Source organism: Pseudoalteromonas sp. A3, from assembly GCF_025942345.1.
Classification (GTDB): Bacteria; Pseudomonadota; Gammaproteobacteria; order Enterobacterales; family Alteromonadaceae; genus Pseudoalteromonas; species Pseudoalteromonas atlantica.
The window spans coordinates 66,267-81,165 of the sequence record NZ_JAPCKL010000001.1 but is presented as its reverse complement, the minus strand read 5'-3'; the positions used below and the strand labels follow the sequence as shown (position 1 = coordinate 81,165).

General features: G+C 39.8%; 16 protein-coding genes. 8 read left to right on the top strand and 8 right to left on the bottom strand.

Going from position 1 to position 14,899, the window contains the following annotated elements:
* Positions 1–10: 10 nt before the first annotated feature.
* The gene (gene aceK, locus OIZ54_RS00385; RefSeq protein WP_264389361.1) at positions 11–1,786 is read right to left on the bottom strand and encodes a bifunctional isocitrate dehydrogenase kinase/phosphatase; all 1,776 of its coding nucleotides are present in this window, start codon (positions 1,784–1,786) and stop codon (positions 11–13) included.
* A 117-nt stretch (positions 1,787–1,903) separates the two neighbouring features.
* On the opposite strand from aceK, the gene OIZ54_RS00380 reads away from it, so the two are divergent.
* The 3 genes from OIZ54_RS00380 to OIZ54_RS00370 all read left to right on the top strand — a co-directional run bounded on the left by OIZ54_RS00380 (position 1,904) and on the right by OIZ54_RS00370 (position 4,379).
* The gene (locus OIZ54_RS00380) at positions 1,904–2,851 is read left to right on the top strand and encodes a LysR family transcriptional regulator (protein ID WP_096739498.1); all 948 of its coding nucleotides are present in this window, start codon (positions 1,904–1,906) and stop codon (positions 2,849–2,851) included.
* A 196-nt stretch (positions 2,852–3,047) separates the two neighbouring features.
* On the top strand, positions 3,048–3,350 hold the full coding sequence (locus OIZ54_RS00375) for a hypothetical protein (RefSeq protein WP_055255712.1): 303 nt from the start codon (positions 3,048–3,050) through the stop codon (positions 3,348–3,350).
* 597 nt (positions 3,351–3,947) lie between these two features.
* Positions 3,948–4,379 carry a hypothetical protein gene (locus OIZ54_RS00370; RefSeq protein ID WP_004586781.1) on the top strand — a complete coding sequence of 144 codons (432 nt, stop codon included), beginning with the start codon at positions 3,948–3,950 and terminating at the stop codon, positions 4,377–4,379.
* Positions 4,380–4,391: 12 nt separating this feature from the next.
* Here OIZ54_RS00370 and icd read toward each other — a convergent pair whose 3' ends face one another.
* Entirely contained in the window at positions 4,392–5,642 is a 1,251-nt protein-coding gene (gene icd, locus OIZ54_RS00365; RefSeq protein ID WP_248450877.1) for an NADP-dependent isocitrate dehydrogenase, read from the bottom strand.
* 167 nt (positions 5,643–5,809) lie between these two features.
* On the opposite strand from icd, the gene OIZ54_RS00360 reads away from it, so the two are divergent.
* Positions 5,810–6,613 (top strand): hypothetical protein, encoded by an 804-nt coding sequence (locus tag OIZ54_RS00360; RefSeq protein WP_264389360.1) that lies wholly within the window; start codon positions 5,810–5,812, stop codon positions 6,611–6,613.
* On the opposite strand, the gene OIZ54_RS00355 is transcribed toward OIZ54_RS00360, so the two are convergent.
* Positions 6,610–7,155, bottom strand: coding sequence for a dienelactone hydrolase family protein (locus OIZ54_RS00355; protein WP_264389359.1), 546 nt, complete (start codon positions 7,153–7,155; stop codon positions 6,610–6,612). The genes OIZ54_RS00360 and OIZ54_RS00355 overlap by 4 nt on opposite strands.
* Positions 7,156–7,525: 370 nt before the next feature.
* On the opposite strand from OIZ54_RS00355, the gene OIZ54_RS00350 reads away from it, so the two are divergent.
* Positions 7,526–7,693, top strand: coding sequence for a hypothetical protein (locus OIZ54_RS00350; protein ID WP_024033460.1), 168 nt, complete (start codon positions 7,526–7,528; stop codon positions 7,691–7,693).
* Positions 7,694–7,824: 131 nt separating this feature from the next.
* Positions 7,825–8,685 (top strand): transporter substrate-binding domain-containing protein, encoded by an 861-nt coding sequence (locus OIZ54_RS00345; RefSeq protein WP_029772692.1) that lies wholly within the window; start codon positions 7,825–7,827, stop codon positions 8,683–8,685.
* Between the two features lie 29 nt (positions 8,686–8,714).
* Here OIZ54_RS00345 and OIZ54_RS00340 read toward each other — a convergent pair whose 3' ends face one another.
* From OIZ54_RS00340 to rnm, 5 genes are all read right to left on the bottom strand, one after another.
* Positions 8,715–9,290, bottom strand: a complete 576-nt coding sequence (locus OIZ54_RS00340) for a YceI family protein (protein ID WP_264389358.1) — start codon at positions 9,288–9,290, stop codon at positions 8,715–8,717.
* Position 9,291: 1 nt separating this feature from the next.
* Positions 9,292–9,840 carry a cytochrome b gene (locus OIZ54_RS00335; RefSeq protein ID WP_096739492.1) on the bottom strand — a complete coding sequence of 183 codons (549 nt, stop codon included), beginning with the start codon at positions 9,838–9,840 and terminating at the stop codon, positions 9,292–9,294.
* 118 nt (positions 9,841–9,958) lie between these two features.
* Positions 9,959–10,798 carry a segregation and condensation protein A gene (locus OIZ54_RS00330; protein WP_264389357.1) on the bottom strand — a complete coding sequence of 280 codons (840 nt, stop codon included), beginning with the start codon at positions 10,796–10,798 and terminating at the stop codon, positions 9,959–9,961.
* 5 nt (positions 10,799–10,803) lie between these two features.
* Positions 10,804–11,424, bottom strand: a complete 621-nt coding sequence (locus tag OIZ54_RS00325; RefSeq protein WP_004586789.1) for an L-threonylcarbamoyladenylate synthase — start codon at positions 11,422–11,424, stop codon at positions 10,804–10,806.
* A complete protein-coding gene (gene rnm / locus OIZ54_RS00320) occupies positions 11,421–12,275 on the bottom strand; it encodes an RNase RNM (RefSeq protein ID WP_264389356.1) in 855 nt (284 codons plus the stop codon). The genes OIZ54_RS00325 and rnm overlap by 4 nt, the downstream gene beginning before the upstream one ends.
* A gap of 449 nt (positions 12,276–12,724) precedes the next feature.
* Between rnm and OIZ54_RS00315 the strand changes: the two genes are divergently transcribed.
* Both OIZ54_RS00315 and OIZ54_RS00310 read left to right on the top strand, forming a co-directional pair.
* On the top strand, positions 12,725–14,293 hold the full coding sequence (locus OIZ54_RS00315) for an anthranilate synthase component 1 (protein WP_055255700.1): 1,569 nt from the start codon (positions 12,725–12,727) through the stop codon (positions 14,291–14,293).
* Position 14,294: 1 nt separating this feature from the next.
* Positions 14,295–14,897, top strand: coding sequence for an aminodeoxychorismate/anthranilate synthase component II (locus tag OIZ54_RS00310; protein ID WP_264389355.1), 603 nt, complete (start codon positions 14,295–14,297; stop codon positions 14,895–14,897).
* Positions 14,898–14,899: the final 2 nt, after the last annotated feature.

Here is a 14,899-nt window from a genome sequence, read left to right as displayed (position 1 = left end):
TTAGTTATTTTTATTTAAACCGCCAGCTTTGTTTATACGGGTATACGTCAGGTAAAAAGCCTGATTTAATTTGTTGTTGGCAAGCTTGCCAAAAATCAGCTAAAAACAGATCGTTATGTTCGCAGTTAAAATAGTTAAATGCCGTTTCGTTTGCGCTAAAAAACACCTTAAACTGACTGGGGAAAATATCGTTTTCTGCTATATCAAAATAACTGTTGGCGCTTAGCTCCTCTAGGTCGTTTTGTGCGCTAGGTACATCTCTAAAGTAGCAATCAGTCAATGGGCAAATTTCATCAAAGTCGTAAAAAACAACGCGCCCCCAACGGGTTACGCCAAAGTTTTTCATTAGCATATCGCCTGGGAATATATTTGCGCCGGCTAAGTCTTTAATCGCTTTACCGTAATCGGTCATAACCTGTTGTAATGCTTTGTTAGAGCAGTGATTAATGTATAAATTAAGCGGCGTCATTTTTCGCTCAACATACACATGCTTTAAAATAAGCGCCTTACCCGATATAACCATGCTGCTGCCAATTTGTGCCTTCATTTGCTTAAGTAACTCGTCGCTAAAGCGGCTGAGGTCGAACGCTAAATACCTAAATTCGTGTGTATCTACTAAGCGCCCTACTCGGTCGGCTTGCTTTACAAAGTTGTACTTGGCTTTTACTTGCGCTTTGGTGGCTGTTTTTGGTGCACTAAATTTATCTTTTATTACTTTATAAACGTAGTCTAGCCCTTCAATGGTAAATACCAGCATAACCATGCCGGGAGTACCTGGTGCTGTCACGTATTTAAAATTAGTAGGGCTATTTTTAGTGGTATCAACTTTGTAACGATAAAACTCTGTTTTAGCGTGCTTAATAAAGCCAATGGCGTTAAATAACTCAAAGCGCTTTTTATGAGGCATCAGCACGCTTAAGTAATCTACGTAACGCGCGGGCTGGTCGGTATCGACCATAAAATAGGTACGAGCAAAACCAAACAGTAAACTTAACTGATCGGCGCCCATCATTACGGCATCAAGCTTTAACCCTTTATTAGTATTTAATATGGCGATAGCAAAAGGCATATTATCGCCATTTTTAGCGATACAGCGCCCTATTAAGTAACAGGCTTTGTTTCTAAAAAATAATGAATTTGCGTATTCTATAAACCCGTCGTTTAAATTTATAAGCTCATACACTTGTTTACATTGCTGCTTTGCACCGGCCATTAACGTTGTTTGCAATGCGTTTAAATCGGCGTTTAATTGACTAAAAGGTACTCTAAATGCTTGGCGGGTAATTAGGGTTTTTACAGCGTGGTTAAACCCATCTTTAAACGATATTCTCCTAACTAAGTTTTCATACGAGCGCGGCTCGCTTCTGTATTTTGCTTTTAATACAAACAAATGTACGGTTCGAATTTTTTTATCGTCCCAAATTGCACCAAAGGTAGAATTAAAAAAGGTATGTGCTATGGGTTTGTTTTCATGATTTTGCACCATATCGCCGTATATATTTTTAGCTAGCTGCCATGTTTGCGGACAAGTTAGTTCAGCGTAAGCAATTACTCTCACAGCTTCACTAACATTTTTTACTTCACGTTCGTACACTTGTAAGCGCTCGCGCATTGCAGTTTGCACATCGTGATATTTTTGTTGTTCAAACCGGCTTTGCGCACCTAGCGTAATATTTAGAAACTGCGCAAACATTGCTTCAAAGCCTGCAAAAACAGCGCGGGCCAACTTAGTAGCAATAACTTGCTGTAGCGCATTATTGGTTTGATTAGTTAACGGTTTTGACATGGTTACAACACTTTTATTTTTACCACTTATAGCGGTTATTTTTTATTAATTGTTTACACCTTAGCAAGCAGGCTTTAATTTAGGTAATTAATAAAGCATATAAATAAAATTGATCATATGAATATACGTAACGTCGATCTCAACTTATTAGTGTACTTAAATGTGCTCATTGATGAAAAAAGTGTTTCAAAAGCGGCTAATAAACTCGCACTAACACAACCTGCCATGAGTAACGCACTTAAACGATTACGTGATTTATTTGACGACCCACTACTTGTGCGTGCCGCAGGCTCTATGACCCCCACCAGCAAAGCACTTAGCTTAAAGCCTGAAATAGAGTCTCTTTTAAAAATGGCAGAGGCGATTACTCAGCCCAGTGAGGAATTTAACCCGGCAACGGCAGAGGTGACTTTTAGAATAATGGCAAACGACTACATGGAGTCGACCTTAATTGCCCCCTTTATTACTGAGCAGTTAACTAAAAACCCGGGGGTTAATTTTGATGTACTGAGTCCAAGCGATGTAAACCTACAAGATATGGAAAAAGGCACTATTGATTTAGCCATAAACCGTTTTAATGGCTTGCCTCGCTCGTTTCATCAAGCCAGTGTTTGGCGCGATAATTACTGCTGTTTAACCCACCCTAAAAATACCTTTTTACAGCATTCAAGCCTTGAAGATTACCTACAAAAAGAACATGTTTGGGTAAACCGTGCAGGCTGGGGGCCAGAAGCCGCCGTTACCAACAAGTCTGGCAAGCAAAAACTAGGCTGGGTAGATGAAGCACTTTGGCAGCTAGAACAAACGCGTAAAATACGGGTGTTTACACGCCACTACATGATTGCAAGTTTGCTATGCCAATCAGAGCAACTTATTGCTACTTTACCGCGCAGGCAGGCTAAATTATTAACCACGCATACCGATTTAGTCATTAGCCCAGTACCGTTTCAAATAGTTCCTATTGAGGTAAAAATGATATGGAGCCCACTACTTCACCATGCTCCCGCACACCAGTGGTTACGCCGTGAGTTGCTTGAGTTTGCTAAAACAATTGCTGATAGGTAATTAGTAATTTTCTTTAATTTAAAATTCTGATTACAGCTCAAAATGTATTAAAAAAGATTTAAGGAAAATCACTATCAACATTGATTACTCTAATTATTCACTTAAAGAATTACATGAAGCACTTGAAACTATTGATGCAAACAAATACCCGCAAAGATACAAACATCTAATAGAAGAGCTAAACAACCCAAAGAGAGTGGATCCTAAGGTTATAAAGCAATTAGAAATAACAGAGCAAAACTCAAAGAAAGAAGCCAAAGCATACGTAACTATTTTACTAGGCTTGTTTTTCATTCTATGGAGCTACTTTACTTATAATGATGGCGTTATACATAATAAAGGAGGGGAACGGGTAATTGCTTCTATCGAATCGAGCCCTAAAAAATTCTATTTTTTTATTTTTGGTGCAATAGGCTTAGGGTGTATAACCGTCGCGCACGGTATAGAAACAATAGTAAAACAAAAAAAAGCGCTCAAAAATAACAATTATGAAAAATAAAAAATAATATCCTTACCTATGCGAAAGCCGCCTTAGCTATATTTATAGATGTATAAAATGTGGCGCTTTTATTAAAAAAGGAATGCACGTGTGCTATCGGTGTGAACATGTTTTTTCTAAAGAAGATGTTGATATTATGATCAAACAGTATCGTAAAAATTATAAGAAAAACTGGCATCATAAACTTTATTTTGTGGTTTTTATCACAACTATTATATGCGCATTGCTCTTTTAAAAATAAAAAAGCGCCATGGTATTCAACTTTGGGAAAATACCATGGCGCTTTTGAAATCGTAGAAATAGGAGTGAACCCTACCCTTTATATTTAGCAACCTTGATGCCAACCCACCACAAAAATAAAAATCAATTAAAATCAAATACTTAATTAAACTATGCTTTTAATTATTATTTAGTGTGTCCCAGTTTTGTGCATTTTTATAGGTTTTTGCACCACTTTAAATAAGCATGCTAAGTGGTTTTTGGTTAGCTGTTATTTACTATTGATAAAATCAATGTCAGTTATTGAAAACAACAATTTCATTAATAATACACTTAGCGCTAAAGTGAAGTTAAGCCAACAAACTAAGAGTAATGATTATGACAACATCAAGCTTCACACAACAAGACGGGTTATTTATTGATGCTAATTTACATCAGTTTATTACCCAACAGTTATGCACTAAAACCAATGCCGCTGAGACATACCAAGCACTTGCTACCTTGGTTGATGAGTTTGGTTGTAAATGCCGTAAAACAAAGCACCAACCAGATGACATTTTAGAAGTAGATACGCTACTGCATGCGTATCAGCGTAAAAACCACCCGCTTTGCCATGTAGATGCACAAACAACCGAGGCAGTACTTGATGAATACTGCTGCCAAGTACCGGCTATTATTGTAGTTGCATTAATGGATACGCTTAGTGGTACTCAGTGCGATGAACCTAACGCACACGATATTTACCACCGCGCTGCACAGCTTACTAATCGCCCATGTGTACACAAGGCAAAAACAGCCACAGCGGCCTAATAATGGAGTTGCTTAAAAATACTCGATAACCTTTTGTGCAAAGTCACTGCAGCTTAGGGTTGTCGAGTTATTAATATTTTGCGCTAAATCAAAGGTTACATTACTGCTTTTGAGTGCTTGTTCGAGCGCTTGTTCAATCAGCGTTGCTGCCTCATCCCAGCCCATAAACTTAAGCATTAAAACGGCACTTAAAATACTGCTACTTGGATTTGCTTTGTTTTGCCCTGCTATTCTCTCAAACGTACCATGGGTTGGTTCAAAAAATGCCACATCGTTATTTAAATTAGCAGCCGGCATAATGCCCACTCCGCCAACTTGTGCGCTGAGCATATCTGCTAAAAAATCGCCATTTTGGTTTGTGGTTGCTACCACATCAAATTGCTCTGGGTTCATTAAACATTGTTGCAGCATGTTATCGGCTATCACTTCTTTAATAATCAAAGGCGATTTATTAGCGCGTGGTATTTCAAGCCAGCGCCCGTTTTCGTGTGGGGTAGCGTTAAACTCATTTTGGGCTAAGGCAAACCCCCAACGTTTAAAGGCACCATCGGTAAATTTAAGTACATTTCCTTTATGCACAAGCGTTAACGATTCGCTGTTATTTTTAAGGGCGTAATTAATTGCATAGCGTACTAGGCGCTCGGAGCCTTCTTTAGATATATTTTTTATACCTATGCCACACTCTTGTGAAAACCTTAAGCGCGTTACTCCCATTTCCTCACATAAAAAGTCGAGCATTTTCTCGCTCTCTACGCTGCCAGCTTGCCACTCTATTCCTGAATATACATCTTCGCTGCTATCACGCAGCACTGTTATGTTAGTTAAAAATGGATTTTTTAACGGCGATGGCAATGCACTTAACCCTTTAACAGTGCGCATATTTACAAATAAATCCATTTCGTGCCTTAGCGCTACATTTAATGAGCGAAAACCGCCGCCAAGAGGTGTAGTTAAGGGCCCTTTAATTGCTATTTTACACGCACGTACTGCGTTAATCGTCTCCTCTGGGAACCAATCGCCATCATATAACTTTGCTGCTTGCTCGCCGTTATATACTTGCATCCAGTGAATTTTTCGCTCCTTTGCATAACAGTGTGTAATGGCATTATTCACCACATGCTGCATGGCCGGTGTGACCTCTTGCCCAACCCCGTCACCATTAATATAAGCAATAATAGGGTTTACAGGCACATGCCATTGGCCTTTAGCATCAATAGTAATATTTTGTCCGTGCTCAGGGATTTTAATATGCTGATAAGCCATGGTTAATACCTATACTAAAAATAGTGTTACCTGATTAAATCATGCTTGATTGAGTATGTATGCAATTTGCTTTTTATAATTGATATTAGTTAAAAAAATAACGAATTACGTGTGCTTAATTACGTAAATAGTGGGTCTAGTATTAAGCGCGTATTTAGGAGGTATAAATGAAGTTATTTTGGCTGTTATTGCTATTAATGTGCTCTTTAAATGCCTCAGCTGTTGATGTAGTTATTCATAATTTAGACGCACTGACGACTAAGGGTCAAAAAACGGTAGCTACTTGGGTAAATCAAAGCCTTAAAAAAACACAAAATACCTTAGGCCCATTACAACAAAGCACCCTCCCTATTTATTTAAAGCCACAATATTTTGCTTTTGAACCCGTGCCATGGGCTAGCGTAAAACGAAATAATCCCGATGGATTAGAGCTGCATATTGACCGCTACGCAAGTTTAAATGCATTTACAAAAGATTGGACGCTTTACCATGAGCTCCCTCATTTATATTTACCACTACTGCCTTACTCTGGCTTTTGGTTAAGCGAGGGGTTTGCCAGTTACATGCAAAACGTAATAATGCGCAACAGCGGTGTCATTAGCCAAGCGCAATTTGTTCAGCGCCTAAACGCAGGGTTTGAGCGAGCACGCTTACAAACTAAAACAAAGCAGCAGCCACTTAATAAACTTTCAAGTGATATGTGGAAGCAACGTGCACAACAGCGGGTTTATTGGACAGGGGCAGCATTTTTTGTAGAAGCCGATTTAGCCCTTCAAAAACAAGGTAAAAGCGTTGCCGCTATAATAAAACAATACCAACTATGCTGCAGAGCTGGGCGCACAAGTGCTAAAACGCTCATAAAAGAGTTAGATAAGCTCTCACGCAGTAGTATTTTTACTACCTTGTACGCGCAATATAATACGCGTACCGACTTTCCTGTTATTACTAAAACGCAGTTAAATACACTTTAAGTGCTTTTAATAAGTGCGCAATACTCATCATATGCTTTTACATTGTAATTAGTTGAGTAAGCATTCATAAAACCATGTAAAAACGGTGTTTTGTTACACGTAACTTGGCTTTTACTGGCTAAAGTACTTATCACTTCATCTACATTAAAATGCATTTCGGTATGTGGAAAAATAAACGTACAAGGTACTTTTGCCGCAATATCTAAATGATTTCTAATTTGTGAAGGGTAAAAGCCAATCAGCTTTTTTAGGTGTGGATTGCCTGTTAATAACTGTGCGCGCCACGCGGCACTTGCGCCTGCACTAAACCCTATACAGGCTGTTGGCTCTGTAAGGTTATTAAATACATTTAAGAGCTTAGCTACGTAATTGTCATGGCCACAGTCATTTATAAATTTATTATAATAATACTTTTCACTATCAATGGGTTGCAGTTCTCCTTTATAGGGGTCTATAACCTCTGTATTGGCTTGCATAATATCTAACAACCTCATTAAAGGTGCTGTTAAACCATAAATATCGCTGACTATTATGTAATTCATACTTACCTTTTTAAGGTCAAAATCCATGCGTTTAAGCAGTTGATAAAATTAAGTATAAATAATTTTTAAATAAATAGCTTGCACACATTTTTTATTTAGGTTACCTTTCTTCTCTGGTCTTAAAAAACCACCGCGGTTAACCTTTTTACCCTGATCCAGTAAGCCCCGCAAAACGTATATTTTAAAGCTAAGTTATTGTACGGCGAGAACCCCTATTAATACCTTGATGATTTTTTTAATATCATCGCAAAAGTGTCATAAAGATCGTCAACACTGTAATGAAGCTAAACACAACATCGTTAATTTATTAACTGCATTTGGCTATAAAAAATAGCGCAGAGTAAATAACAAGAATAAAGTGAGTTTTATTATGTCTTATAAATACAATGGATCTATGATCCAAATTGCCCATCCGGTGCAATCAATTTCTGTAAACAAACAACGTGTTATTTTTAGTGATACACAAGGTTTGAAAAACGCAATGTTCCAAAAAGCAAGCGAAGCGCGCGAATTTGTAAAATGGTTAAAAGCCAACTAAACATTGCGAGCAATTAACTGATTAAGCAGTTAATGTTAATAAAATGTGCCAGCTTTGTAGCTGGCATTTTACTTTGTTGCACTTAATTGACTACAATAGCGATACTTTCATTGTTTTAGGTAGTTGTAGTAATGCTCCGTGCATTTTTGTGTATCACCTTATATTTAAGCATTTCTTCAGTCAGTTACGCCCACACGATTAACTGGCTAACGCACGACTTTGCGCCCTATTACATTTTAAATGGAAAATACCAACACCAGGGGCGTGATGAAAGCGTTATAACCTTACTCGAGCAACAACTTGAGCACATCACGTTTAATCGCCTTGTTATCCCCTCTGGCAAAGTAACGCAAGAACTAGCCAATAAATCAGCCACACATTGCGCCCTATCACTTTATAAAAATGCATTTAGAGAAAAGTTTATTCACTTTAGTGAGCAAAGCTCAACCACGGGCCTTTCACCTTCCATTGCTATGCATAAAGGTTTGGCGCATTCGCTTGAAGTGCCTAACTCAGAGCCAGTGTCGTTGCAGGATTTACTAGCAGAAAAAAAGCTCACATTAGGTGTATCTATGAACCGCTCATACGGCGAGCAACTCGACAGCGTAATAAATAACACCCCCGATGTTGATATTGTTATTCGCCCAACGCGAAATAGTTTAGCCAGCCTTACCTATATGCTCAATTTAAAGCGCTTAGATATTTTATTAGGTTACCCAAGTGAGCACCATTACTTAGCTAAATCTATGTACTTTGAAGAAAACCTAACTCAGCGAGCGATTGTTGAAGCGCCACCGTTAAGTTATGGCTATATTGGCTGCACTAAAAATGAACAAGGTGCTAAAAATATTCAACTATTAGATGAGCAATTAAAAAAAATTAAGCAAACCGAGCAATACCACCAAGTAATGTTACGCTGGTTACCCCCACATTTAAAACCCTTATTAGAATCAAGAATTCACGCTACAAAAAACAAAAACGCCACTAACTAAAGTGGCGTTTTAATTTAATCTACGCTTTATTATTTACGCACACCTTCAATAGACAGCCCAATATCAACATGGGTAGACGCCGGGCCTAAATTATAATCAATGCCGTAATCGGTCAGTTTTAAACTGGTTTCGCCCTCAAAACCAGCACGGTAGCCACCCCAAGGGTCTTGCCCTTCACCTACTTTATCCATTTTAAACGTAATGCGTTTAGTTACGCCATGTAAAGTAAAGTCACCCGTTACTGTGGCTGTATCATCATCGGTAAATTTCACATTGGTGCTTTTAAATGTTGCTGTTGGGTATTTATCCACATTTAAAAAGTCTTTACCGCGTAAGTGTTTATCACGCTCAGCATGGTTAGAGTCTAAACTTGCTGTATCTATATTTACTAAAATATTAGACCCTGTTTGCGCTTTAGCGTCGTAACTGAAGCTGCCATCAAAACGGTTAAATCGCCCGTGCAGCCAGCTGTAGCCTAAATGCTTAATTTTAAAGGTAACAAATGCATGCGCTCCTTGCGTATCAATTACATAATCTGCTGCATTTGCAGTAGCCGATAACATCATTACACCCGATAGAGCTGCACTTAATAGTCGTTTTTTCATGTTAGTATTCCTTTGGTTTGATCATTCTCGTTAAGGTTTTATCTTTATCAATAAAGTGGTGCTTTAATGCCCCCAGTGCATGCAAAACAGCCAAGCCAATTAATGTACACGCACCGTAGTAATGAATTTTTCCGGCAATATCGGCTTGTCCATCAAAGTTATAATCCAGAGCTGGTACATTAAATATCGAAAAAACAGCGATTGCTCTGCCATCGGCGGTAGAAATCAAATAACCCGCCACTACAATGACTGCTAAAATTAGGTACATAACAATATGCGCGGTATGTGCAATGTGGTTTACTGTTTTATTTTGACTAAGGGGGCGAGGTTTGGGGCTGAATACGCGCCACAAAATTCTAAAAATAAGCACTGCGGCGAGCGTTATACCTATACTTTTATGTAAATCCAGTGAGCCTTTATACCAGCTGTCGTAATAGGTTAGCTCAACCATGTATAAGCCCAAGCCAAATAAACCAAACACGGTAAAAGCCATCAACCAGTGTAAAGTAATGGCAATAAGGCCATAAGATGTGGGCGTATTTTTAAACATGTGGGTTCCTCTAAATTCAATAATTTAAGAATATAGAGGGTGAAGAAAAACTAAAATAGCGTATACAAACAGCATCTGTGCATATACGCACATACAACTTGAGCTACAGTTTTACTAATTAGCTATTTGGTGTGTCAGTAAGGTTTATGTAAATTAGGCTATCAGGTGAGACTTGCAAACAGCTAATTAAGCCTTCTTTTATAAGCTCAAGCATAGCAATAAAGCTAACCACTACACCGCTTCGCCCTTCACTAAGGGTGAATAAATCGTTAAACGGCAGTGCTTTTTTTGCGTTACTCAGCTGGGCTAAAATTTGGCTCATCCGCTCACGGGTAGAGAGGATTTCTGCTGTTACTTGGTGATGCTCAAATGTTTTGGCGCGCGCCATCACGTCGCTCAGAGCTAACATTAAATCTTTTAACTCAAGCTCTGGCAGGTTTTGAGCGGTATTTTCAATAACCGGCATAGTTGCATGTGCGACAAAAATATCACGGCCTAAACGGGGGATGGCATCTATATTTTCGGCTGCTTTTTTAAACTGCTCGTATTCTTGTAAACGCTTGATCAGTTCGGCGCGGGGGTCTTCCTCTTCTTCGAGCTCCTCGTGCACAGGCAATAACAGACGCGATTTTATTTGTGCCAATAACGCTGCCATTACTAAGTACTCACCGGCAAGCTCTAACTGAAACTCACTCATCATTTCTACATAACTGACATATTGCTCAGTAATGCTAAAAATAGAGAGTTCGAGCACATCTAACTTGTGCTTTTTTATTAAATACAGCAGTAAATCAAGCGGGCCTTCAAAGGTTTCCAAAATAATTTCAAGTGCATCGGGCGGAATGTATAAATCTTCAGGTTTATCTACAACGGCTTTGCCATGCAAAAAAGCCAGTGGCAGCTTTTGCTGCACTGGCTCACTTTGAGTCTTTTTTTCACCCTGTGTTGTATCACTCACCAAGGTTACTCAAACGGGCTGGTATCGCCACACCCTACACGCAAAATGTGAATATCATCTTCTGATAGGTCAATAACCGTGGTTGCTTGCTCTGCAAGGTGTCCGCCGTCAATAATTAAATCTACGTGTTTATCTAAACGCGTTAAAATTTCATCTGGGTCTGATTCTGTGAACTCTTCTCCTGGTAAAATTAACGAACACGACATTAACGGCTCCCCAAGCTCTGCAAGTAATGCACATGCAATTGGATGCTCTATAACGCGCATACCAATGGTTTTTTTCTTATCGTTTAATAAACGCTTTGGCACCTCTTTTGTGCCTTTAAAAATAAAGGTGTATGGCCCTGGCGTATTATTTTTAATAAGCCTAAACATTTGGTTATCTACACGGGCATAAGTTGCCAGCTCAGATAAATCACGGCATACCAGCGTAAAGTTATGGTGTTTTTCTATTCCACGAATACGCTCAATGCGCTCTTTTGCTTGCTTATTACCTAGGTTACACCCTATTGCGTAGCCCGAATCTGTTGGGTATACAACAACCCCGCCCTGTTTAATAATATCAACCGCTTGGCTAATAAGTCGTGGCTGTGGGTTTGCTGGGTGAATATGAATTAATTGACTCATGATAATACTCCTTCTTGCCCTTCCCACACTTGCCAAACCCCTTGGCAGTCTTTGGGTAAGTATAAGTTTTTACCTAGCTCTAAATAACTAGTTGGAAAATGAAAGTCAGAACCTTGCGAGCACAGTAAACCGTACTCTTGGCTCAATTGCCCCAAAAATTGGCGTTCAGTAGGCGCTTGTTGCGGCTGCGCAACTTCCATGGCATCGCCCCCGTCACTTTTGTATTGCACAAGTAACTTACGTAACCATTTATTAGACATTTGATAACGCCCTGGGTGTGCAAGTACCGCAACCCCGCCTGCAGCATGAATGGCGCTAATGGCTGTTTGCATATCACACCAATTGCTAGGAACATAACCTGTTTTACTGCGCCCTAAGTATTTTTTAAATACCCCAGGAAAATTTTTAGCTACGCCTCTTTCAACCAATGCACGCGCAAAATGAGCACGTGTTATTTGGGCGTTTTCTGCCAGCGCCTTGGCTTGTTCGTAAATGCCATCAAAACCGTTTTTTGCCAGCCTTTTGCCAATTTCGATTGCGCGTTCGTCACGCTTTTGCTGCTGCGCCGATAACAATGATGTAAGGGCATTGTTGTTTATATCAATATTTAGCCCAACAATATGTATTTCAAAGCTTTCCCACTTGGTAGAAATTTCTACGCCAGATATAAGCTTAAGCGGTAGGTTTTCTGTTTCGATAAACGCTTTTGCCGGCGTAATAGCAGCCACAGTGTCGTGATCGGTTATCGCAAACACATCAATGTTTTTTTCTACAGCGCGGTTTAATAATTGCTCAACTGTTAAATGTCCGTCTGAATGCGTTGTATGGCTGTGTAAATCGTATTTTATCAAAAGAAAACTGCTTAAATTTAAGGGTAATAGATGTTTATATAAGTATAACAACTTTTTTGACTAAATTGTTTTAAATAAACACTTGACACAAAAGCGCTAAATACGTTTTACTGTAGCCACTTTAAGACAGATTAAGAATTAATAAAAATGATCAATTCAATTCAACACACTATTTGGTGGTGGCACTCATAATTTTTGGGTGATGAATTGTCGTGTCTAGCAAATATTCAAAACCCGCAACTATGCGGGTTTTTTTATAACTAAATTTTACGTATTTAATTTTTTATTTTGAGGCAAAAAAACATGAATAACGGTCTTACTCTTACACATCGTTGGTGGTGGCGCCTGATATAGCGGGACGGTAATGATCTGTTTGTAATTTAGATATCGTTATTCAAACCCCGCATTGCAAAAGCATTGCGGGGTTTTATTTTTTGAGGGAATGAGGTTTGATTTTTAGTCATATAACTACCACACCAGGCGAAGTTACTAGCATAACGCAAGTGCGCGACTACATTAGTAGCCCACTTGCACTTTATGCAGCACTTGATAAGCCTAATTCGCTACTGCTTGAATCAGCCGAAATTGATTCTAAAGACAGTGTTAAAAGCTTAATTTTAGTTGACTGCGCGCTGCGCATTGTTTGCCAAGGTAAAACCGTCACGGTAAGCGCACAATCTAATAACGGTAAACAGTTGCTGCCGTATTTAAGAGCCAATGTACAAAGCTGCGATGCAACCTTAACCGACACAAGCCTAACTCTTGTTTATAAAGGCGGCTCTAATGACATTGACGAGGCAAGTAAACTGGTTGCCGATAATGCATTTAGCGCACTACGCACCTGTATAAACAGTATCAAAAGCACCACCGAAAACCCGTTTTCGGTATTTTTAGGCGGTGTATTTGCCTACGACATGGTGGCTAATTTTGAGCAGCTAAGCGACGTACCCGATGGCGAAAACACCTGCCCAGACTACGTATTTTACTTAGCCGAAACCTTAGTGGTTATCGATCATCAAAAACAAACCACCGAGCTTATTGGTAATGTGTTTAATGGCCCAGACGTACACGCTAATTGTTTTGAAGTAGGTAAAGAGCTAGAACGATTAAATGCCTTATGCGACAAAGCAGAAGAGTTTAGTGCGCCTATGCAAACAGGTACCTGCGATGTAAGTGTTGATATAAGCGATGAAACTTACTGCGAGCAAGTGGTTAAGCTTAAAAAGAACATCGTTGATGGTGATATTTTTCAGGTTGTGCCTTCGCGTACGTTTTCACTGCCCTGCCCTGATTCGTTGCACGCATATAGCCAGCTTAAAAAGCAAAACCCAAGCCCTTATATGTTTTATATGCGCGATGAAGAATTTGCTTTATTTGGCGCCTCACCTGAGTCTGCGCTTAAATACGAAGTACAAAGCAAACAAGTTGAAGTTTACCCTATTGCCGGTACTCGCCCACGCGGAAAATTTGCCAATGGCACAATCAACCCAGATTTAGACAGCCGTATAGAGCTTGAACTAAGAAACGATCAAAAAGAGCGTGCAGAGCATTTAATGCTAGTTGATTTAGCCCGTAACGATGTGGCACGCATTAGTGTAGCCGGCACACGCCATGCAAAAGAGCTATTAAAAGTAGACCGCTACTCGCAAGTAATGCACTTGGTTTCTCGCGTGGTGGGCACATTAAAGCCTGAGCTTGATGCACTGCACGCTTACCAAGCGTGTATGAACATGGGCACGCTGGTAGGCGCTCCTAAAGTACGCGCTGCCGAACTTGTACGTCAAACCGAAGGCAAACGCCGTGGCAGCTACGGTGGCGCAGTAGGCTATTTAACAGGCGATGGTGCAATGGATAGCTGCATTGTTATTCGCTCAGCGTTTGTTAAAAATAATACCGCGTATGTGCAAGCAGGTGCAGGTGTCGTTTACGATTCTGATCCGCAAGCCGAAGCTAACGAAACCCGCGCTAAAGCCCAAGCGGTGATCACCGCCATAAAATCGACTTATGAGGCGGTATAAAATGAGCACAGCAAACCCAATGAAAATATACTTTTTAGATAACTTTGATTCGTTTAGCTACAACCTCGTTGATGAACTAACCATGCTGGGCTGTGAGCTTGTGGTATACAGAAATAACATAAGCGCAGAGGTTATTTTTAATAAAATGCGCCAAGAGCCTGGGCAAGTATTATTAGTGCTTTCGCCAGGGCCTGGTGCACCCAGTGATGCAGGTTGCTTAATGGAATTAATCGAACTGGCTAAAGGCCACTTCCCCATGCTGGGGATTTGCTTGGGGCAACAAGCACTTACACAAAGTTACGGCGGAGTAATCGGCCACGCTGGCGAAACCGTACATGGTAAGTCATCAATCATTAATTTAAACCCGCATCCGGTGTTTGAAGGAATGGGCAACACCATGCCCGTAGCCCGTTACCATTCATTAATGGCAACTAGGGTACCTGAAAATATTGAGGTAATTGCACAATTTGACGATATTCCTATGGCCATATATCACCACGACGATAAAGCGTTAGGTTATCAATTTCATCCTGAGTCAATACTTACGCCAAATGGTGCAATGCTACTTCAACAAAGTGTTGCGTACTTAACGCGCACCAACTAATA

Coding starts and splice junctions, on each gene's coding strand:
- OIZ54_RS00310 (WP_264389355.1), top strand. CDS start 14,295: ATGAGCACAGCAAACCCAATGAAAATATACTTTTTAGATAACTTTGAT.
- aceK (WP_264389361.1), bottom strand. CDS start 1,786: ATGTCAAAACCGTTAACTAATCAAACCAATAATGCGCTACAGCAAGTT.
- OIZ54_RS00335 (WP_096739492.1), bottom strand. CDS start 9,840: ATGTTTAAAAATACGCCCACATCTTATGGCCTTATTGCCATTACTTTA.
- OIZ54_RS00355 (WP_264389359.1), bottom strand. CDS start 7,155: ATGAATTACATAATAGTCAGCGATATTTATGGTTTAACAGCACCTTTA.
- OIZ54_RS00350 (WP_024033460.1), top strand. CDS start 7,526: ATGTCTTATAAATACAATGGATCTATGATCCAAATTGCCCATCCGGTG.
- OIZ54_RS00345 (WP_029772692.1), top strand. CDS start 7,825: ATGCTCCGTGCATTTTTGTGTATCACCTTATATTTAAGCATTTCTTCA.
- OIZ54_RS00360 (WP_264389360.1), top strand. CDS start 5,810: ATGAAGTTATTTTGGCTGTTATTGCTATTAATGTGCTCTTTAAATGCC.
- icd (WP_248450877.1), bottom strand. CDS start 5,642: ATGGCTTATCAGCATATTAAAATCCCTGAGCACGGACAAAATATTACT.
- OIZ54_RS00325 (WP_004586789.1), bottom strand. CDS start 11,424: ATGAGTCAATTAATTCATATTCACCCAGCAAACCCACAGCCACGACTT.
- OIZ54_RS00340 (WP_264389358.1), bottom strand. CDS start 9,290: ATGAAAAAACGACTATTAAGTGCAGCTCTATCGGGTGTAATGATGTTA.
- OIZ54_RS00380 (WP_096739498.1), top strand. CDS start 1,904: ATGAATATACGTAACGTCGATCTCAACTTATTAGTGTACTTAAATGTG.
- OIZ54_RS00370 (WP_004586781.1), top strand. CDS start 3,948: ATGACAACATCAAGCTTCACACAACAAGACGGGTTATTTATTGATGCT.